We start from the raw sequence: 19,656 nt of genomic DNA on the forward strand, positions 1-19,656 counted from the left end.
CTTGTTAAAATATCGACTAGACGCATAAGTAAGGATTCTGCCACCCGGAACTATTTTGATAGGCCGCTTGCAGCATCTCAGGGTGCTCCCAACTGATACCTGGATCCTGGTCAATTACCTTATTTTCTACTAGGCCTGTTTTACGATTGATTTGTGAGAGCCGGACATATACCGGGTGACTGGACTGATAAGGCGTCGTTTTAAGGTTGATTTCCCCTCGTGGACCGAGGCAGGTGATCGCTGCCAGCACACTAGCCAATGAATCGCGTGTGATCTTCTTATCTTCATGTCCACGAATCGCTTTTGAAAGACATAAGCCTACTTCGTAACCAAGCATGCTATACACTATCGGTTTCTCGTCATAGTTACTCTCATAAGCCTGTATAAAATCCTGATTAGCGCCTGTTTCTAATGTGTAGGTCCAGGTTATAGCGCTGGTTAGATTTGTCACGAATGGGTCGCTTGTTTCCAAGCACTCATCCGTCATAAACGGAGCCACACTTAATGCGGTGCGAGAGGATATCTTACTTTCCTGATAATAGCGGAGAAACTGCTCTCCTTCTTTTCCCGATAACATGGCGTGGGTGTGGTTTGGCATCAACATTTGTAATTGATTGATGAGAAGCAGGGTGTTTGGCATGGAAGTCATTCCATTTATAAAATTAAGCTTGACGTGGCTAGCTCCAGCCGCATGTAAGCCATAACGATAACATTCGTGCATATTATACCCTGCCTCATAATACGATAGGCTTACACATGGATCCGCGCCGTATTCCCGTTGCGCCCATTTCCCCATCACCCACTCGCTTTTCCAAAGATCGAGACTCGTATAAAAGAGATAATCTGACCGGAATTGATACGTAGGAACAAATCCACCTAAATTAGCTATCGCGACGGGTATACGGTATTTATTGATGATTTCTAAGCAGTTTTGAGTAACCTTGGTACCTACCACACCAATGATCATATCGACTTGATCGAATAAAGCCAGTTTATTTAGTGCATTTTCGACAAAGGACTGACCGCCGGTTTGAATAAACTCCTCAATGATTTCGATACGGCAGTTCGGTGTCCTTTGCGCCAAGGCAAGCATAACACCTTGCTTGAAATCATTGCGAAGATTTTTGAACACCCCTGAATAGGGTATTAAGAATCCTATTTTTAACTTTTGCATATCAAAGGTAAAAGGGATTATTCTCTCGAAGGAAATACACCTTGCAGTGCAATTACAAAATTGAGTACTTGATAAGGCTGCATGATGTTGAACGGTATATTGCCGCCTGCGAATCCTACAGCTACGTCTCCTCCACCGGTTGCTGATACGCCACCGAGATTGACCAAAGTGCCCGCATTTGCCTGATCGATAAAGCCATTTAATGATGCTGCGTTATTGGGGTCATAGGGTGCTGCCAATACGCTACCAGATGTGGCTACATGTGTTTGTGCTTGGTTCGTGGAAACACCAACGGAAACGCTCCCGGGAGTTGGCGTGAACGTTGCTTGATGTGTATGCATTGGCATTTGGGCCGATGTCAAGGTGATGGTTTCTGTGCCCGCTGTTTGTCCAAGCGTATAATTGGACCCGCCTGGACTTTGTCCTTGGCCAATTACCGCGCGACCTTGCAAGTCCGGCAATGCAAAGGTAGTTGTACCATTCCCACCATAAGTAGTTCCAAGCAGTGCAAACAGTGCGGAGTTTGAACTGATGGCTAAGAGCTGCCCTTGACAAAATGCCCAACCCCTTGGGGCAAAATTGGGCGCCCATATCATTATTTCGCTTAAAAGAGGATCTGCTGCCATAATTTTTGAGTTTAGTATGTGTTACGTATATTGACTGCTATTGTGGATATGAAATATTTCACACAATTTCCACAACAGCACAAAATGAACACAAATTTTGCTCACTTTGTATCCCTCCTTTGGGGGGGATCGCATGTGTGGAAATTAAGGGTTGTGCACTGTGGCTAAGAGGAGGAGCTAGCGTAGCCTGGATATACTTGTTATTTAGTGTAGGAGCTGATACAAGGCATAATTTATTAAACAAAGCTTCTTACACATGAACTATTTAAATTTTCGGCTGATCAATGCATGTCTACTATTGACCTCTAGCTTTTGATAGATATTTTTAATATGATATTTAACGGTCTCTACAGCAATATCCAAACGCAGTGCGACTTCCTTATTAGTTAGTCCTTCCTCAATAGCACTTACGACTTGCTCTTCTCTCGGTGTAAGTTTTTCTTTTGGATCAGGCGTCACCCTGGGGTTGAAAGACTCCACCACCAGTCGTGCAATACCTGGCGACATCGGTGCTCCCCCATCGCAAAGTGAAATAACAGACTCTTTGATTTTTTGTAAAGGCGTTTGCTTTAAGAGGTAACCGGAAGCGCCATTGCACAAGGCTTGAAAAACCCTTTTTGCGTCATCATAAACAGTCAGCATAATTACCTGACATTTTGGTGCTCTCTTTTTTATGCGGGAAATCCCTTTAATTCCGGATTCTCCAGGCAGCCCGATATCTGACAAAACCACATCGAGATAAGTATTGTCTGTCCACTGACTCATAAAGTCTTCTACCGAGCCCGCCGCTAAAAGACAAGAAAAACCTTGCTGTTCTTTGAAAAAATTTAACAGGGCTGTACGAATATGCTCGTCATCCTCAATTATCCCTAAACGTATCATGCGTTAAAACTATTTATTATTTTTGGTTCTACATCCCCCCCAATGGGGGTGCATGCATTAGTTTTAAACTACATAAGTATTATATGCACCTGAAAATATTGATTCTCTTCAACAATAGACAACTGTGCATTCATTTTAGCAGCGCGCTCCTTCATATTTTGGAGTCCGCGTCCACCTTGGTGATTTACAAATAATTCCTTAGGATTTGAACAGGTATTTTTAATCGACAAGTGTATAGTATTGTCGATAACCAGCTCGATGATTGCTTCTGAACCATCGCCATACTTGATCACGTTGGTCACAGCCTCTTTAAAAATAAGAAAAAGGTTCTGCCTTACAATTTGTGACAAGCCGTTTGAGGCATAAGCTCCCCGAATCTCAAACTTATACTGAAAATCTACCTCCTCCTGAAGTTTATACAGGTAGTCTTTCATACGGATAACCAGGTCTTTTATTGTATCAAAACGCGAATCGATCGACCAAACCATGTCGCTCATGGTAGATAAGGCTTGCCTACTAGTATCTGCGATTTGTTGCAATTGCTTATTTTCTCCACTCCACCCGTTTATTTTGCTGTTCAGCGAATCGGCTTGGTAATAAATGCGTGTTAAAGAACTTCCCACCTCATCATGAAGATCGCTGGCGATGCTAATTCGTAAACGACGTTCTTTGATTTGTATATATTCACGATATTTAAAGATTGCCCAAATAATGATCGCGAAAAACAATACGAGCAGGCATTTAAACCAAATTGTTTGATAAAAGGTGGGATTCACTTGAAGTGGCACGATTAGGCTAGCGTTAGTCCACCGCCCATCCGGCAGACGAGAAGCAAGGTGCAGCTGATAACTGCCGGGCGGCGTTTCAACGAAGGTAATTTCCTGCCGACGCCCCAAAGGCAGCCAATCCAAGTGTCCATCCAATCGATAAAAAAACTGTAGCTCTTTGGCCAGCTCACTCACCCCGCCAAAGCCAATCGTAAAATAGCGCGTCCCAGCTTCTATTATAAGCCTTTTATCTTGTTTATACGGGAAGGTGTAATGCCGTTCCAATCCCTGGCCTGCTCGCTCGGTAGTAAAGCTGGTAATATTTAGGGGAGTGGTTTTCGTTAATCTTCTTACTTGCGGCACACGAGGCGCCTCCGCATTAAAATAAAGCAAACCATTGATGGTTCCCAAGTAAAAGGTATTGCCCTGCTGAAAAGCAGCCGCCTGATTAAATTCATTTGCTGGCAATCGATCCAGTCGAGAGTAATTAGCAATCTGCTTTGTCTGTTTGTCAATCATACTTAAACCATTATGGGTGGCTACCGCGACATGGTCTGCCTTGGTTAATATACTATACACAATATCATCAGCCAAGCCATCTTCATTGGTGATTTTCTGCCGTACCGCTCCATTCCCGTCTAATATCCAAACGCCTTCTCCGTGTGTTCCTATCCAAAAAGTATCATCTACCGGCGTAATACAATACACTGCGTTTCCCAAGGCATTTGTTTGCAAGCTGTTAGTTTGGCAATCCCAGATAAATAGCCCTTCGGGCGTACCGATCCATAATTTTTTTCCAACGGGTGTTACATGTAATATCTTTAATCGTGCAAGTTTAGGGTGTTTCACTACCCGGTATGTTTTCGAATAAGGATTAACCATATATAAGCCTGCATAAGTGCCTACCCATACAGAATCATGCGAAACACGCGTCAACGTTGTCATGGCTTCAACTGGCAGTTTTTCGCTTTTTGCCGCCAAACTAAGCCTAATAGATGAAAGTCGTTTTTTTTTTCGATCGAACCAGAGCAAGCCACTTCCTTCCGTTCCTAATAATAAGGTGTCTTTACTCCATGGAAGTATCCGATAAACAAACTGCCCACCGAGTGTTTCCTTTTCTCCGGTCCGCTCGTTTATGGCAATAAATCGATCTTTGTACGATCCGACATAGAGCGTGCCGTCACTGTGCTTATAGATGCTTCGTATACTATTGATTGACGTACCATTGCTAAGGAGCGTATGAAATCGATGATTAGTGGGCAATAACTCTAAGACATGATTGTTAAGCGACATCAACAAGCTATTACCTAAATTTTTAAACCATACGATATGATCATCTTTTAGGTTGTCGGGGTAGGTCATTTCTTGCTTGCTTACATGGTTGGTCGGAAAGTTATATGTAAACAGCTGTTCTTTACCGATACTTGCTTTATTCGTGAATATCAAGATGTGATCATTATTGAAAGGTGCCATATATACGGTACCGTCCTTACCAACCTGATTCCTTTCCAATGCCGGAATTTGGTCAAAAGTTCCGTTTTGAGTATCAAAAAGATACAAACCACGATCTTTAATGTTTAACAAGCATTTTCCCGAGGGATGAAAGTGCACTTGTTCAATCTCTGTATTATTCAATTCAGGTAAGCCAAAGTATGTCGGGGGTGATAAATAACCCTCCCGGATTCGGAGACGGATCATTTTCCCTGCTTTCGTGGATACCCAAAGTTCTCCGGCATAAGGTTCTGAGATGGAAACGATAGAAGGCTTGTTGAAATGGTTTGGATAATCCCGATTGATATCAAGCAGAAGTTTTAGGCTATCACCGTTGACCTGATAGAGTCTACCATCAAACGACCCTGCATATATATTGCCGTTGCGCCCTTGCCCAATACACTCTATATCCGGTTTATGAACATATTGGTCTAATTCCGGGTTTTTTACAAAATTCATTTCCCAACTTCGCAAATCGAAGCGTACGAGGCCATTTTCAGTTCCGATCCAAAGGTTGTTTTGCCTGTCGGGAAAAAGGGTCTTAATTCTACTGTTCGGAATAGCGGGTTTACTTTTATTATTCAGGAAGATAGTTTCGTTTCCGTCGTATCGACATAATCCACCGCTAGTAGCCATCCACAGAAGCCCCGCACTGTCTCTTATAACATCCGTAATAACTTGGCTCTGCAAATTTTCGGGAAACTTGGCATCTCGAAAAATAAATCCCTCTTCTTGGGAGTACACGTACAACATACGTGTAAGCAAAACAATAAGCAAGAAAGGTTTTCTAATATACATGAATAGGTAGAATGGAACACATCCATCTGATCTGGTGCGAAACTTTAATTATAAATTAAGCGAAATATTGTCCATCTTTTTTATTCATTCTGTTCATTTTTTTTACACATAAAAATTGGGTAAAAAGTGTTCTCCAAAGTCTTTCTCCAAACGAATCGATAGAAGAACAGTTTTTTTATTTTCTTTTATACTTTCCTGCGTTTATATTTGTCGGCATCGAATGACCAACAATGAAACGAATTATAAGCATTTTCACTTTCTTTTCACTAACATTATCCTTTAATAACCAGCTGTTTGCTCAATCGCAAAACACCTATCAAAACCCGTTGCCGGTTGCATTTGGTGACCCTTACGTACTGCACGTATCGGGCGACAAATATTATATGTACGGCACGGGTGGAGTTGCAAAAAATGGATTTGCTGCTTATTCTTCGACCGACCTTGTGAATTGGAAAGATGAAGGCCAAGTATTTTATGCCGGTAACCCAAATGGTTGGAGCGATTCTACCGCCGCTTGGAACGGAGCCTACTGGGCACCGGAAGTATATGCGCATAACGGCAAGTTCTACCTATTTTACTCCGCTCAATGGAGCGATAACCCTGGCAAGGAGGTTGAAAATTTTCGCATTGGAGTAGCTGTGGCGGATAAGCCTACGGGGCCATTTGTTGACTTAACCGATAAACCAATTTTTGATCCTGGATACCCTATTATCGATGCGAATGTACTTTTTGATGACAGCGGTAAGATTTATCTTTATTATTCCCGCTGCTGTTATAAGCATCCCGTGGAAAGCGAAGTAGCTACCTGGGCTAAGAAAAAGGGATGGTTTGATACAATAGAGGAAAGTTGGGTGTATGGTGTTGAGTTGAAACCTGATTTCAGCGGCGTTATAGGCGAGCCCGTCTTATTATTAAGACCTCCTGTAGAAATGAGCGATAAACAGGCGGAGTGGGAAAGTCGTTCGGTTACGTCAAAGGAAGTTAATCGCCGGTGGACAGAGGGCTCCGCTATTTTTAAGAAGGGAGACACTTATTATATGATGTACTCGGCCAATTACTTTGGGGGTAAGAATTATGCCGTAGGATACGCGACTTCCAAAAGTCCGCTCGGCCCATTTACCAAAGCGGCTAATAACCCTGTATTGCAGAAGAACAGCGAACGTGGTGGTGTGGTAACAGGAACCGGTCATAATAGTGTGACCTACTCGCCAGACGGAAAGGAAATGTTCTGCGTGTATCACGCACGGACCTTATCAACGGGTGAAGAACGTGTTGTTTTTATTGATAGAATGAAGATAACAGAAGACGGGAAATTGATAGTAGAGGGACCGACTACGACACCTCAACTAGTTCCAAGCAGATAAAAAAAGGAACCTCCTGCACAGTGGGTTCCCTTTACTTTTGATCAGGAAACGTTGGCTCAGTCTAACGTGTCGAGTTGTTTAAGATCGAAATCATCATTAATCACTTCGCCGTTGGGTTTTACCAAGACAAATCTGGGTAGCTCAGAAAGATATAGGGTATTGATTAAGTCCTGTTGTGCTTCGTTTCTCATTCTATAACTATATTTAAAATCCAGGCCTTCCGTATTCTCTTTCCACTTACTGAATTGGCTTTCCATTGAAATCGGCAATATATCAATTCCTCTTTTCTCCAAAACTGGCACTTCTTGTTCCAATTGCTTAACCGCCTTGGCGGACGCTTGATCTGCACTATTCCAAAATGACAGCAGCAAATATTTACGATCCTTAAAAGAATCCCATGGAATTTCTGAAAGCTGTGCATCGGTTGCGACTACCTGTTTTTGAAGATCTAACCGTTGTATTTTCGTTTGCACCTTTTCGAGTCGTTTGGCAAAGTCTAGGCCATACTTGCTCTGCTTTACCTCAATTGGCGCCTGTTCTAACAGATTCCCGTATGCTTTTGCGTATTGACGCTGTTTTCCCGCCCGTGATAACAAATAAAATGAGCTGATTAATGGCTGGTGTTTTTTGATGAAATCTTCAGTAATTGAAGCAGGACTTTTCGAAAGTTCTTTCTTACCCGAAACTTTGGTGACGCCTGCCCCGCCAAGGCTGTAACTTTCTGTCTGTCCTTCTTCTTCCGCTTCAAGTTCGGCAAGTACAGTATGCCATTTATTTAATAACTCTTGTTCTTTTCCACCACCTTGAATCGAAAAGGCAGTTTTGCTTATGGAGCCTGGGTGATTAAAGGGCCGTTGTACAAGCTTCAGATCTGTAGAAGCGGATGCTAAAACCGGGATGGAGGCTTCCCAAACTAACCCACTGGTACCGCGTTTTGTGGACTTTCCTTCTATTTTTATAAAGTAAATTTCGTTAAGATTAGCGGTATCCAGCTTGAGTTTGAATTTCCCGTTCTCAATAGGGACGGATATAACGGAATCCTTCTCATTGTCCTTGAACAAAGAAACTTTTTTTATTTCGGAATTCGCTGTTTCGCTAATAATCGATAGCGCGCCTTTCTCGGGTGTATAAAGATATTTTTGCTTTTTAGTGTCCGTCTGTTTATTTTGTTCGCGGTGTTGGCATGACGATATAGTCAGTAAAAAGCCAATCACAATAACGTAAGGGCTCGATCTAAAGAATTTCATATGCTAATATACCAACATGTAATCATATTGTTTGTGTACTTGCGAAAATTGTAAACATCCATTTAATATTTATATAAGTTTGCACGGATATCTAATTACAGTAACTAAGTTATGATTCAAAAAGAAGACACCGAAATATTTTATCCAATGGATTTGACAGCTTGGCGGGCATGGTTGGAGAAAAACCATCAATCAAAATCATCCGTCTGGCTCGTTCTTTATAATAAATCTTCAGGCAAACCTTCCATTTCCTGGAGTGAGGCGGTAGACGTTGCTTTGTGCTTTGGATGGATAGATAGTAAAAAGATAAAAATAGACCCTGAAAGATCCCATCAGTTTTTCAGCAAGCGAAAAGCTAAAAGCACATGGTCAAAAATCAACAAAGATAAAGTGGAGAGATTGATAGCAAGCGGCTTAATGACACAAGCTGGTTTGGAGTGTATTGAAAAGGCGAAACAGAATGGGTCCTGGACGATTTTAGATGAAGTGGAAGCACTTAAAATTCCGGCGGATTTAGAAGCTGCATTTATGATTCATACCGGGGCAAAATCATTTTTCGAAGGGCTGAGCAAGTCCGCAAGAAAGGCAATGTTACAGTGGTTGGTTCTAGCCAAGCGGCCTGAAACAAGACAGGAACGAGTACACCAGATTGCTGCACTCGCTTCAAAAGGAATGAAACCGAAACCGTTTTAACTTGTACTTACTCGGCATACCTATCAAAATCATTCCGAAATTAATTCCACATCCTTTTGCAAATAACGCACAAAACACTGATAAAAATTAGTGAAAAATAGAGACATATTGTGCAATTCGATTCCGCTTGTTTGTTTTTATTTGCCTACAGAGTGAGGGGTTTCTTGCAAGTTTGTTAAAAACCAATTATGTCCTATAGAACCGGATTGGGGCCTCTTCTAAAATTACGGACAAACGAAGGTGTTCATGAACTGCACCGGTAGCGTATAAAGTACGATTATTTCACCATTATAATGTCCAAATTATGAAAAAGATTACGATCAATTTATGTTATCTATGTCTCTTGCTCTTGTACGCTTGTGAAAAAAACGTTAAGATGCAGCCAAACCCTGAAACAATGGATATGATGGGTTTTATTATAGATAGCACTTTTACCAACCCTATCATACCGCGAGGCGCCGATCCATGGGTGACGCACAAACATGGCTTTTACTACTTTACATACACGCAGGGGGGCAAATTAGTCTTGTATAAAACAAAAAACATGTCTGAGTTGGCATTGGCGAGCGCCCACGATGCGTGGATACCCGAACAAGGTATGCCATATTCCAAAAATCTATGGGCGCCGGAATTACACTACCTTGATAATAAATGGTATATGTATTTTGCTGCAGACAATGGGCAGAATGCAAATCATCGAATGTATGTCGTAGAAAATGCGGCAGCAGATCCTACGACCGGAGAGTGGGTGCTCAAGGGAAAGGTGGCCGACCCGTCCAACGAGTGGGCCATTGATGGTACCGTACTTGAATATAAAGGGCAACGCTATATGTTATGGTCGGGTGGAAACGCCGGTGCTGCTCCGCAACGTATCTATATTGCAAAGATGAGCAATCCATGGACCATCAGTAGCGAAAAGGTGGCTATCTCCAGTCCGATACATCCTTGGGAAATGAATGGTAGTGCGATTAACGAAGGTCCCCAGGTATTAATAAGTCCGAGTGGTCGCGTACACGTGGTATATTCAGCAAGTGGTTATTGGGTTGACACCTATTGCTTAGGTTTACTAAGCCTGAACATAGATGGAGATCCAATGAAGCCCGATGACTGGGTAAAAACACCGCAACCCGTTTTTTCTATGAATGCCGAAAGCGGCGCTTATGGCCCCGGCCACAATGGTTTTTTCAAATCGCCGGACGATAGCGAAGACTGGATTATTTATCATGCACGGAGCTTACCTGGAGGTGGGGATGGAAACGGTCGGAATGCCCGCATTCAGCAATTTACTTGGAATGCAGATGGAACCCCCAACTTCGGTATACCCGTTAAGATTGGTGTACCTATTGCAAAACCTTCTGGCGAACCCATTCGAAAAGTATATCGTACTGATAACTGGTCTATTGCAAGCTTTAGTTCTGAGGAGACTGTCAATAATCGTTTGGCTAGTAAATTGATTGATAATGACGTAAATTCGTACTGGATAACGCGATACTCATCCAATCCAACAAACTATCCCGATCATTGGATTACCGTTGATATGGGGGAATCCCTAACAGTGGATGGCTTTATGCTCGCGCAGAAAAGCGGTGATCGAAAAGTTAAAGAAATAGAAATTTTAATAAGCGACGACAACAGTTCGTGGGAAAGTCTGGGAACCTTTGAATTGGCTAATGTAAATTTGGTTAAACAATACTTAAATATAGATGTAAGGCGTACCTGTAGGTACTTTAAGTTAGTCCCGTTGGCTGGTTATGATAGTCAGCAGCAACCCGGACTTGCAGAAGCGGGTGCCTACATTAAAGGAGAGTAAAAATTTAAGTCCCCTGAATTAATCGGGTTGAAAAAAAAATGAAACTATATTGTAAGTTTATATGTCTTTTCTGTCTGCTATTATTGGCAGGCAATTTGCGTGGTCAAGAAAAACCTAATATCATTATTATTCTTACAGATGACATGGGATTCAGCGACATAGGCACTTTTGGAGGCCAGTTTGTTCCCACCCCCCATTTGGATCAACTGGCTAAAGAAGGCACTAAATATACGCAGTATTATAGCGCCGCTCCTATTTGCAGCCCTTCTCGTACCAGTATCCTGACGGGTATGTTCCCTGCTGAATGGAATTTCACGACCTTCCTGAATGATCGGCGAAGCAATGCGCGTGCAGAGCAAGCAAACTATTTGAATGTAAACGCCCCCTCATTGGCCAAAGTATTAAAAGCAGCGGGATACGCCACCGGGCATTTTGGAAAGTGGCATATGGGCGGTGGCCGCGATATTAAAAATGCACCGGGCTTTAAGAAATATGGTTTTGACGAGCACGCCAGCACGTACGAAAGTCCGGATCCTGACCCTGCCCTAACTGCAAGGGACTGGATCTGGTCTGATGAGGACAGCATCAAACGTTGGGACCGAACGGCTTACTTTGTAGATAAAACGCTTGATTTCCTCCGTCGGCATAAGGGTGTACCTTGTTTCGTGAACCTTTGGCCGGATGACATGCACACGCCATGGGTACCGGAAGAAAATCGTCGGCAATCGGGTAAATTCCCAATGAATCCGGACGAAGAGAAGGCTTTTAAGCTGGTATTAGCTGAATTTGACAAACAAATGGGCAGGTTGTTTGACGGCTTAGAGAAACTGGGTTTAGCTGAAAATACGCTGATCATTTTCACCAGTGATAATGGTCCGCTACCGAGCTTTAAGGGCAGCAGGGCGGGCGGCTTGCGGGGCACGAAACTCTCACTCTACGAAGGTGGTATTCGTATGCCTTTTATCGTACGATGGCCGGGCCATACACCTGCGGGTCAGACGGACAGTGTGTCGGTCTTGAATTCAAGCGACTTGTTTCCCACCTTGGCACGTATTGCCGCTGCTCCACTACCACCTAATTACAAAGGAGACGGCGAGGATAGAATGAAGGTATTCTTAGGAAAGCCCTCCTCAAGAGAAAAAGATATGTATTGGGAATATGGGCGAAATGATTATGCTTTTAACTATCCCAAAGGAAGAGACCGGAGTCCGAACTTAGCGATCCGGTCGGGTAAGTGGAAACTGTTAGTTGACTACCAAGGTGATAATGTAGAATTATATAATATCGTGGATGATAAATATGAAACTAACAACGTTGCCGCATGGCATTCGGATATCGTAGCTGACTTAAAAACGAAGCTTATTACTTGGCGGGCTTATTTACCTGAATTAACAGCCGACCGCGCTAATCCTTAACATGAATACGGTTGCTCGATTTTGACGCAAGTCAATGTTTTTAAAAGTTATTTAATGCAACTTTGGCTTGTAATTCACGGTGATGTCTGACATGCTAAAGGACCTTATACAACGAAAAACACAACTTGAAGAAAAGCAAGTTCTCGAGATACTGAGGTATTTCAAGCCACTTGTCGCCAAAAAAAACGAATTATTACTTGCAGAGGGTGCTGTAGCAGATAAGTTGTTTTTTATTGACAAGGGATGTCTGCGGCTCTATTACAATAATGATAACCACGGCGTATCGACAAGATTTATGGCTTTTGAGCATACTTTTTTAACGTCAATTGTTAGTTTTATTTCAAGAACACCGGCACCTGAATATATACAGGCTGTAGAAACTTCGGAATTATTCGTGATCTCCTACCATGATTTTTTTCGATTGCGGACGACGATCCCGGCATGGGACAAAATGTATATTTATATCCTAGAATACGGTCTCACCGTTATTACATCGAAGCTTAGCGGATTACTTACGCAGAGCGCAACAGAACGTTATCGCAACTTACTAAAAAATAACCCGGAACTTGTACAGCGGTTATCAAATGCAAACTTAGCGGCTTATTTGAATATATCACCCGAAACACTCAGTAGGTTAAAATCAAATTTATAATAGTAGAATCAAAGCGGCATACCCGTTTCAGAAACAAAATTGATTTAAGTAAATAAGCAAATCAGTCATGAGAAGTGATGAAGTAAAAAAAGGATACCATAGAACGCCACACCGGTCTTTATTTAGAGCCACCGGATTAAAGGATGAAGATTTCGAAAAGCCCTTTATCGGTGTAGCCAACTCATTCATAGAGATTATTCCCGGACACTTTTTTTTGAACAAGGTGGCGAACATCATTAAGGAGGAGATTCGTGCAAACGGATGCATCCCTTTTGAATTCAACACCATTGGAATTGACGATGGCATTGCTATGGGACATGACGGTATGCTGTATTCGCTTCCGAGTAGAGAATTAATTGCCAGTTCAATAGAAAGTGTAATGAACGCACACAAATTGGACGCCATGATTGCTATACCAAATTGTGATAAGATAGTACCTGGTATGATCATGGGTGCACTACGTGTAAACGTACCTACCATTTTTGTGAGTGGAGGTCCCATGGCAAAAGGTTATAAAAAAGATGGTACTCCCATCGATCTCGCATCTGCATTTGAGGCAGTGGGCAAGCACGAGGCTGGGGTTATTAGCGAGGAACAACTTCGGGATATCGAATGTAATGCCTGTCCAAGTGCGGGAAGCTGCTCGGGTATGTTTACGGCTAATTCTATGAACACCTTGATGGAGGCAATGGGCATAGCCCTACCGGGTAACGGAACTATCCTTGCCCAAACAGTCGAACGGGAGACACTTTATAGAAAAGCGGCTCGACGCATCTGTGAGATTGCAAAAGAAGAGACAGCACGTAAAAAATTCACCCTGAAAAATATATTGAACGAAAACGCCGTTCGAAATGCCTTTGCTGTTGATATGGCAATGGGTGGTAGTTCCAATACTGTTTTACATATGCTTGCTATTGCAAATGAGGCAGGTTTAGATTTTCAACTGAAAGATATTAACGCAATTTCACGGAATGTTTCGCACATTGCTAAAATCTCACCAAGCCTAACGAATGTTCATATGGAAGACATTAATCGGGCAGGTGGCGTTAGTGCTGTGATGAAAGAGATGACCAAAAGGAGTAATAATATTCTTATAGACAATTTAACAATCAGCGGCGAAAACCTTTTACAACTTATAGTAGGAGCCGAAATTAAGGACAAAAATATTATACGTACCATCGATAACCCATACAGTGAAGTGGGTGGCTTAGCAATTCTGTATGGAAATCTGGCCGAACAAGGTGCCGTTATCAAAACCGCAGGACTTACGGGTTCTAGGGTATTTACCGGCAAAGCCGTTTGTTTTAATGGTCAACAGGAAGCCGTCGATGGCATAATCGGCGGAAAAGTTAAAGAGGGTGATGTGGTAGTTATCCGCTACGAAGGTCCAAAAGGCGGTCCTGGAATGCAAGAAATGCTGACGCCCACAAGCTTGATTATGGGCATGGGTTTGGGCAGCTCTGTTGCACTAATAACAGATGGTAGATTTAGCGGAGCAACTAGAGGTGCCTCCATTGGACACGTATCTCCGGAAGCGGCTGAGGGTGGTATGATCGGTTTAATCGAAGACGGAGATGAAATTCATATCGATGTAGACAATTACATCTTATCGGTTAAGTTAAGTGATGAGGAAATTGGGAAGAGAAAAGCGAATTTTGTGCCCCTCAAAAAAAAGCTGCAATCGCGATGGCTTAGCCAATACAGGGCTTTAGTAACAAATGCCAGCAATGGGGCTGTCTTAAAGACGGATCTATAGTAGCGACTGCCGCCTTATTGCCTAGAAGTTTCTCAGGTTATCTTACTCTTCACATGCAACGGTAACAAAAATGCAATTCAGGCCTCTTTAAGAGAGGCCTTCACCCCCCTCTCCTCTTGTTGTTACAGCCTGCGTTTACGCACACGTGTGCGTAAACTACGCAATCGATTGATCTCGAAACCAATTTGTTTTTTTATATAGGCTTGAATATGTTTGCTCACGCAGTAACCAATTTGACCACAATAAACTAGGAAAAATCGTGAACTCGTCTTTACCGTAAGGACGAAGTATTCGACTGAATGATTGTGTGTATTACTAAATTATGAAGAACTATGAGAGAGCGTTAAACTGATGGATCAGAAATGGCGATGGGACAGGCACGCACACTCGCCGAAAAATACGAACTGATGGAAAACAATTTTAAATATAGCATTTTACAAGTTCCCCTATCAGGCGTTAAAGTAAACTCGTTACCTGAAAGCTATTATTTCTTTCCGATTCAGGAAAGCATAATCGATAAAAATCCTAAAATTGAACAGAACAATAACTGGGGTGGTACGTTTAATCCGACCTTAGAATAAATCAAATAATGATTTCAATCGGTAAAGTTTCTATATGCAAACTTTACCGATTGAAATCACCTAATTGAACTCTCTTTAGCGTTTCCTTTACTCAAAATTGATCAGTTTCAGAACCGCATTTCTCTTACGGATAATGGTACTATCGGCTTTTTTGGCTAAACGTTCTTTATCGGTAAAATAATACTTATATCGGGCTTTTGTCATGCTAATATTATAGTCAGGTATCTTACCCTTTACATCTACGCCCATTTTAAAAGGGACCGGAGATTTTAGTACCGAGATATGATAATCATAGGACAGATCAATATGTTGTATGCCTCCTACTGCTAGGCGATAACGGTCAATTTCGACCAAAGCGGGTAAAATCTCTAGCTGCCGATCTTTAATTAACATTTCTACGTTCAGCGAATCGATGTATGTGCTGTCTCGTTCCTTGAACTTGAAGGTTTTGGCCAGCTCCCTAAACGCTTCATTGTCTTGCACGGCCAAGTGGGTAGCTCGCAACGCGGCTACACTTCTTACTGATCCGATATCGATCTCCATATCGTTATTCAGATTAGCAGAGCCTTTTATACTGAAATCTGCATTACCTTCCAGTGATTTTATAACAGGGAAAAGAGTGTCTAACGTGGGGGCAAAATCCTTCAATTGATTCATTTTCATGTTACGTACGTCAATCACGTATTGCATTCTAGCTTGACCATTCGCCAGTGGTTTATAACGCAGTTTGGTTTGCAGAGAAGCCTCACCGGATTTTAAACTGAAATCATGTAAATTCAACTGCCCGTTATCAACACGGGCTTGACCTTTAAGATTGTTCAGCATTAATGATCCCATTTTCAATTGCTCTATAAAGGAGTTAAAGGTAAAACGAATATTGGTAGGTAATGTAAAACGAGTAGAGTCTGCTATAGGTGTTACGGGTGGCGCGGCGGTCAACGCTGGCGCCGCCATACGCTCTATAACTCCTGCGTTAGCGCTTTCGGCTTGCAATACGCCCATTAACTCGTCAATATCCAAATAGTGGGCATGCAGATTTAAATCAGCATACAAAAGCGTATCCCGCTTGTCTACCGGAAAGATGTTGCGTACCTCGCCGTCGAGCTTCATCTTGAAGTCGCCAAGCGCCACAAAAGCATTGTTTAGGTGAATATCATGTCCTTTTACAGTAATAAGGGAACGATTAATCGACAGCGGCATACCGACATTAGGAATGGCCGCCTTAAGCTTCGAAAAGCTAAAGGAGCCTATTGGCCACCATTGCTTCTGCTCATTTTTCTCGACATTGAATTGGTAAGACCCTTTATCAACGATCAGTGTCATTTGTCCATAGTGCAGGGCTAAATTCTGCGCGTCGAAGCTCGTAACAAAATGAGGAGCACGTGGCAGCTTACCTGGGCCAACCGCAGCAGCGATGGAAGCTTTCTCAATGCGTACATTCATACTGTCTGTAGATTGATAGTGAAGAGCCGCCAAATTGATCTTCGATTTCAGCGGTAAGCGTTTGTCGACTTTTTTAGATCCTGAAAGCTGCGCATGAAGTGCCTGCACCGTAAGCTTATGTTTTTTTCCGTATTGTAGATTAAGCCTATCTATATCCAATTGTCCGGACAATCCATTCTTTTCATCTCTTTTCAGGCTCAGTGCAGTATAAGGTGTATGAAAAAGAAGCTCCTCTTTAGCCATGTTTATTTGTAGATCCGCGAGCTTAGCATTACCTTGTAATGACAGATCGCGATAATCAAAGCCCGATTGAGCCGTATACGTAATTTTTCCCGCGAGATCTATGAACGCTCTTCCACCGAGCTGCAATCCCTCGACAATAGGAAATGTTGACCCAATTTTTGTAAGATCGATATTTGCTTCGACATCCGGTTCAATTTCCGGGTTATCCAACAGGTTTTGTACTGATATGCTACCGCTAAGGTGTATGCCCGTTCCTCTTATTAGCATCTTATTGATACGTACTGCGGAACGTTGGCGCTCATTAAAGTCTAAAAGACTTTCTACATCTGCCTCTAGGGCGGTAATTTGGCCCGGAAACTTTTTATAACGCAGAGAACCGCCATGTATTTTAAGCTGTGCCCTTGATACAGGCAGCTTGCCTTCACCGTATACACCATTTGTCTGCAACACTAAAAACACCCTACCGCCAACATCAACATCTGTTGTCTTAAGGTATCTTTTTGGCACCATTTTCCATAAATTTGCCAGCGATGGCACCTTCATTTTAGCTTGCAATGCTACATTTACAGCTTTTCTGCCATTGGGTCGTTCAAAGACGCCGTCAAGCAGAAAGTCTATATCGTTCAATTTTAGCGTTCCATTGGTAAAGCTGAGTTTTCGACTTTTCTTATCAAGCTTCATATCTGTATCCAAAAGGCTGTTCAATTGCCGGATAAAGACAAATCCACCCTTCGTGATCGTTAGCTGCTTACTATCTGAATGTAATTTTAACAGGAGGTGATCCTCGTCGTAAACAAACCCAATTTTAAGAGCCAAATGCGGGATTCGGCAATCAAGTCTTGATCCTTTGTCTTCATAGTGAAAACTGGCATCTTCGATGCGAAGCGATTTAATATGAATTTTTTTTATTGCCGATTGGACATCGCTTGTGTCAGTAGCTTCAGCCGTTTCCTTCTTCAGAATATCATAATTTGCGTTGCCGTGCTGATCCACTGCCAAATGAAGTCGCGGCCTGCGCAATGTAATTCGCTCAATATCTATTTCTTTTTTTAAAAGTAATTTAGTCATGTTGACGGCGCCCCGAAAGTCACTGAAAACAACTAGGGTATCTCTCCTGTCTCTCGAAAGAATATATCCGTCATGTAGACGAGCACCGAAACGTGGAAAAGAAGAAAAAAAAGTTAATTCGACGCTTTTACAAAAAACCTGTCCATCCAATTGTTGATTAATCGCCTTAAGTGCTATGGGCGTTATCTTCTCAGGTTTAAAGAGAAAATTAGTAATGAAAGTTATGGCAAGCAGAATCAAAGTGCAGGCTAAGCCCAAGCTAATAAGAATTTTTTTTAGGATGTTCGACATATATTCTATTTCCTGTTCTGCCGCAAGGCGTTTAACCGATTCAGCCTCGGAGAGCTGCAAACAGGCCTTATATTTTGCGTCGCCAAATTTAATACTATTTTCAAAATGCTTTTTAGCACATCAGATACTCCTATACACATAAACGACTTGGTTAACTTTCTGCGGCTTCTTTTGTTACTACATCCCGATGCGCTCTCCCCCAATTAATCATTTCCTGGATAATATTACCGAAAGTTCTACAGTATCCTGTTGGTTCATATTCAATCAATACCGGCGTGTCTACATAAACCGTTCGTTTCACCAATTTATTTAATTCCATCTCCTTCAGTTCTTTAGATAACATACGCGTAGTAATTCCTGGAATACTCCGTTCAATTTCCCGAAAACGCCTGTTACCGTTGCAAATGGAATTAATGATAGGTATCCGCCATTTCCCGCCGATAAAGTATAGGGTGTCTTGCAAAGCCCTGAGTTCTTCTTCTTGATTTCTTTCCATTTTTATTTATGTTACCTGATATACTCTGTTATACTGATTACAAAAGTATACCATTTTCAGCATATCTTTATCAAAAAAATAAAAAAATGAATAATTTAAAAAATAAGATAGCCCTTGTAACCGGCGGGAATAGTGGCATTGGCTATGCAATTGGGAAAGAACTGGTAGCGCAAGGCGCAAAAGTCGTTATTACAGGAAGACGTAAAGAGGCAATAGAGGCCGCTGCCCATGAAATAGGTGCCAGTTCTTTCTTAGCCGACCAAGCGAACCTCGATGACACCATACAATTAACGGCTGCTGTTAAAGAGCAATTTGCTAAGATAGATATCTTAGTTATCAACGCAGGAATTACCGGAACCTTGGGACCGATTGAAGAAGCGAGTGTAGAAAATTTCGATCGTGTGATGAATATCAATTTTAGGGGAGCCTATTTTACGTTGAGCAAGTTCATTCCCTTACTAAATGATGGTGCTTCGGTTGTGATACTTTCCTCTATAGTAGCCGCTACTCATAAACCAAACAGTTCTATTTATCAGGCCAGCAAAGCGGCTTTAAATTCAATCGCAAAAACAGCAGCCGCAGAATTAGCCTCAAGAAAAATTAGGGTAAATATCGTGAGTCCAGGTCCGCATAGAACGGAAATAATGAGGAAAACAGGCTTGGAAGAAATGGCGTTAAAAAGCATTACAGAACAGCTAATCAACGATATTCCATTGAAAAAAATGGGTGAACCGGAAGATGTTGCCAAATTGGTCACTTACTTATGTGATGACGCGGCCTCTTTTATCACCGGTACGGAAGTTATTGTGGATGGTGGAATAACACTTTAACCCAGGTGGCTTATATAAAGTAAAAAAGC

Annotated in this window: 15 protein-coding genes; 8 read left to right on the forward strand and 7 right to left on the reverse strand. The window is 42.1% G+C overall.

What is annotated here, in order from left to right; translation table 11 throughout:
• Positions 1-16: 16 nt before the first annotated feature.
• From FKG96_RS20170 to FKG96_RS20185, 4 genes are all read right to left on the reverse strand, one after another.
• The gene (locus tag FKG96_RS20170) at positions 17-1,174 is read right to left on the reverse strand and encodes an ABC transporter substrate-binding protein (RefSeq protein ID WP_149105948.1); all 1,158 of its coding nucleotides are present in this window, start codon (positions 1,172-1,174) and stop codon (positions 17-19) included.
• A 17-nt stretch (positions 1,175-1,191) separates the two neighbouring features.
• Positions 1,192-1,800: a phage tail protein gene (locus tag FKG96_RS20175; RefSeq protein ID WP_149105949.1), complete on the reverse strand. Its 609-nt coding sequence runs from the start codon at positions 1,798-1,800 to the stop codon at positions 1,192-1,194.
• Between the two features lie 261 nt (positions 1,801-2,061).
• A complete protein-coding gene (locus FKG96_RS20180) occupies positions 2,062-2,682 on the reverse strand; it encodes a response regulator transcription factor (RefSeq protein WP_149105950.1) in 621 nt (206 codons plus the stop codon).
• Between the two features lie 68 nt (positions 2,683-2,750).
• A complete protein-coding gene (locus FKG96_RS20185) occupies positions 2,751-5,738 on the reverse strand; it encodes a two-component regulator propeller domain-containing protein (protein ID WP_149105951.1) in 2,988 nt (995 codons plus the stop codon).
• Between the two features lie 230 nt (positions 5,739-5,968).
• Between FKG96_RS20185 and FKG96_RS20190 the strand changes: the two genes are divergently transcribed.
• On the forward strand, positions 5,969-7,102 hold the full coding sequence (locus FKG96_RS20190) for a glycoside hydrolase family 43 protein (protein ID WP_130858380.1): 1,134 nt from the start codon (positions 5,969-5,971) through the stop codon (positions 7,100-7,102).
• Between the two features lie 56 nt (positions 7,103-7,158).
• On the opposite strand, the gene FKG96_RS20195 is transcribed toward FKG96_RS20190, so the two are convergent.
• On the reverse strand, positions 7,159-8,349 hold the full coding sequence (locus tag FKG96_RS20195) for a thioredoxin family protein (protein ID WP_130858381.1): 1,191 nt from the start codon (positions 8,347-8,349) through the stop codon (positions 7,159-7,161).
• A 111-nt stretch (positions 8,350-8,460) separates the two neighbouring features.
• Between FKG96_RS20195 and FKG96_RS20200 the strand changes: the two genes are divergently transcribed.
• From FKG96_RS20200 to FKG96_RS20225, 6 genes are all read left to right on the forward strand, one after another.
• Positions 8,461-9,042 carry a YdeI family protein gene (locus FKG96_RS20200; RefSeq protein WP_130858382.1) on the forward strand — a complete coding sequence of 194 codons (582 nt, stop codon included), beginning with the start codon at positions 8,461-8,463 and terminating at the stop codon, positions 9,040-9,042.
• Between the two features lie 304 nt (positions 9,043-9,346).
• Positions 9,347-10,852, forward strand: coding sequence for a family 43 glycosylhydrolase (locus tag FKG96_RS20205; protein WP_149105952.1), 1,506 nt, complete (start codon positions 9,347-9,349; stop codon positions 10,850-10,852).
• A 38-nt stretch (positions 10,853-10,890) separates the two neighbouring features.
• Complete coding sequence (locus FKG96_RS20210; RefSeq protein ID WP_130858384.1) at positions 10,891-12,267, forward strand: sulfatase-like hydrolase/transferase; 1,377 nt, start codon at positions 10,891-10,893, stop codon at positions 12,265-12,267.
• Between the two features lie 82 nt (positions 12,268-12,349).
• The gene (locus FKG96_RS20215; protein WP_130858385.1) at positions 12,350-12,919 is read left to right on the forward strand and encodes a Crp/Fnr family transcriptional regulator; all 570 of its coding nucleotides are present in this window, start codon (positions 12,350-12,352) and stop codon (positions 12,917-12,919) included.
• A gap of 67 nt (positions 12,920-12,986) precedes the next feature.
• The gene (gene ilvD / locus FKG96_RS20220) at positions 12,987-14,675 is read left to right on the forward strand and encodes a dihydroxy-acid dehydratase (RefSeq protein WP_149105953.1); all 1,689 of its coding nucleotides are present in this window, start codon (positions 12,987-12,989) and stop codon (positions 14,673-14,675) included.
• 362 nt (positions 14,676-15,037) lie between these two features.
• Positions 15,038-15,256 (forward strand): hypothetical protein, encoded by a 219-nt coding sequence (locus FKG96_RS20225; protein ID WP_210421321.1) that lies wholly within the window; start codon positions 15,038-15,040, stop codon positions 15,254-15,256.
• Positions 15,257-15,343: 87 nt separating this feature from the next.
• Here the strand turns inward: FKG96_RS20225 and FKG96_RS20230 are convergent, their stop codons facing one another.
• Both FKG96_RS20230 and FKG96_RS20235 read right to left on the reverse strand, forming a co-directional pair.
• Positions 15,344-18,301, reverse strand: a complete 2,958-nt coding sequence (locus FKG96_RS20230; protein ID WP_149105954.1) for an AsmA-like C-terminal region-containing protein — start codon at positions 18,299-18,301, stop codon at positions 15,344-15,346.
• A 151-nt stretch (positions 18,302-18,452) separates the two neighbouring features.
• The gene (locus tag FKG96_RS20235) at positions 18,453-18,797 is read right to left on the reverse strand and encodes a helix-turn-helix domain-containing protein (protein ID WP_130858390.1); all 345 of its coding nucleotides are present in this window, start codon (positions 18,795-18,797) and stop codon (positions 18,453-18,455) included.
• Between the two features lie 86 nt (positions 18,798-18,883).
• Here FKG96_RS20235 and FKG96_RS20240 point away from each other — a divergent pair, with 86 nt between their 5' ends.
• Positions 18,884-19,627 (forward strand): glucose 1-dehydrogenase, encoded by a 744-nt coding sequence (locus FKG96_RS20240; RefSeq protein ID WP_149105955.1) that lies wholly within the window; start codon positions 18,884-18,886, stop codon positions 19,625-19,627.
• The last annotated feature ends 29 nt before the right edge of the window (positions 19,628-19,656 follow it).

Origin of the sequence: Olivibacter sp. LS-1 (genome assembly GCF_008245145.1) — a bacterium.
GTDB lineage: Bacteria > Bacteroidota > Bacteroidia > Sphingobacteriales > Sphingobacteriaceae > Olivibacter > Olivibacter oleidegradans.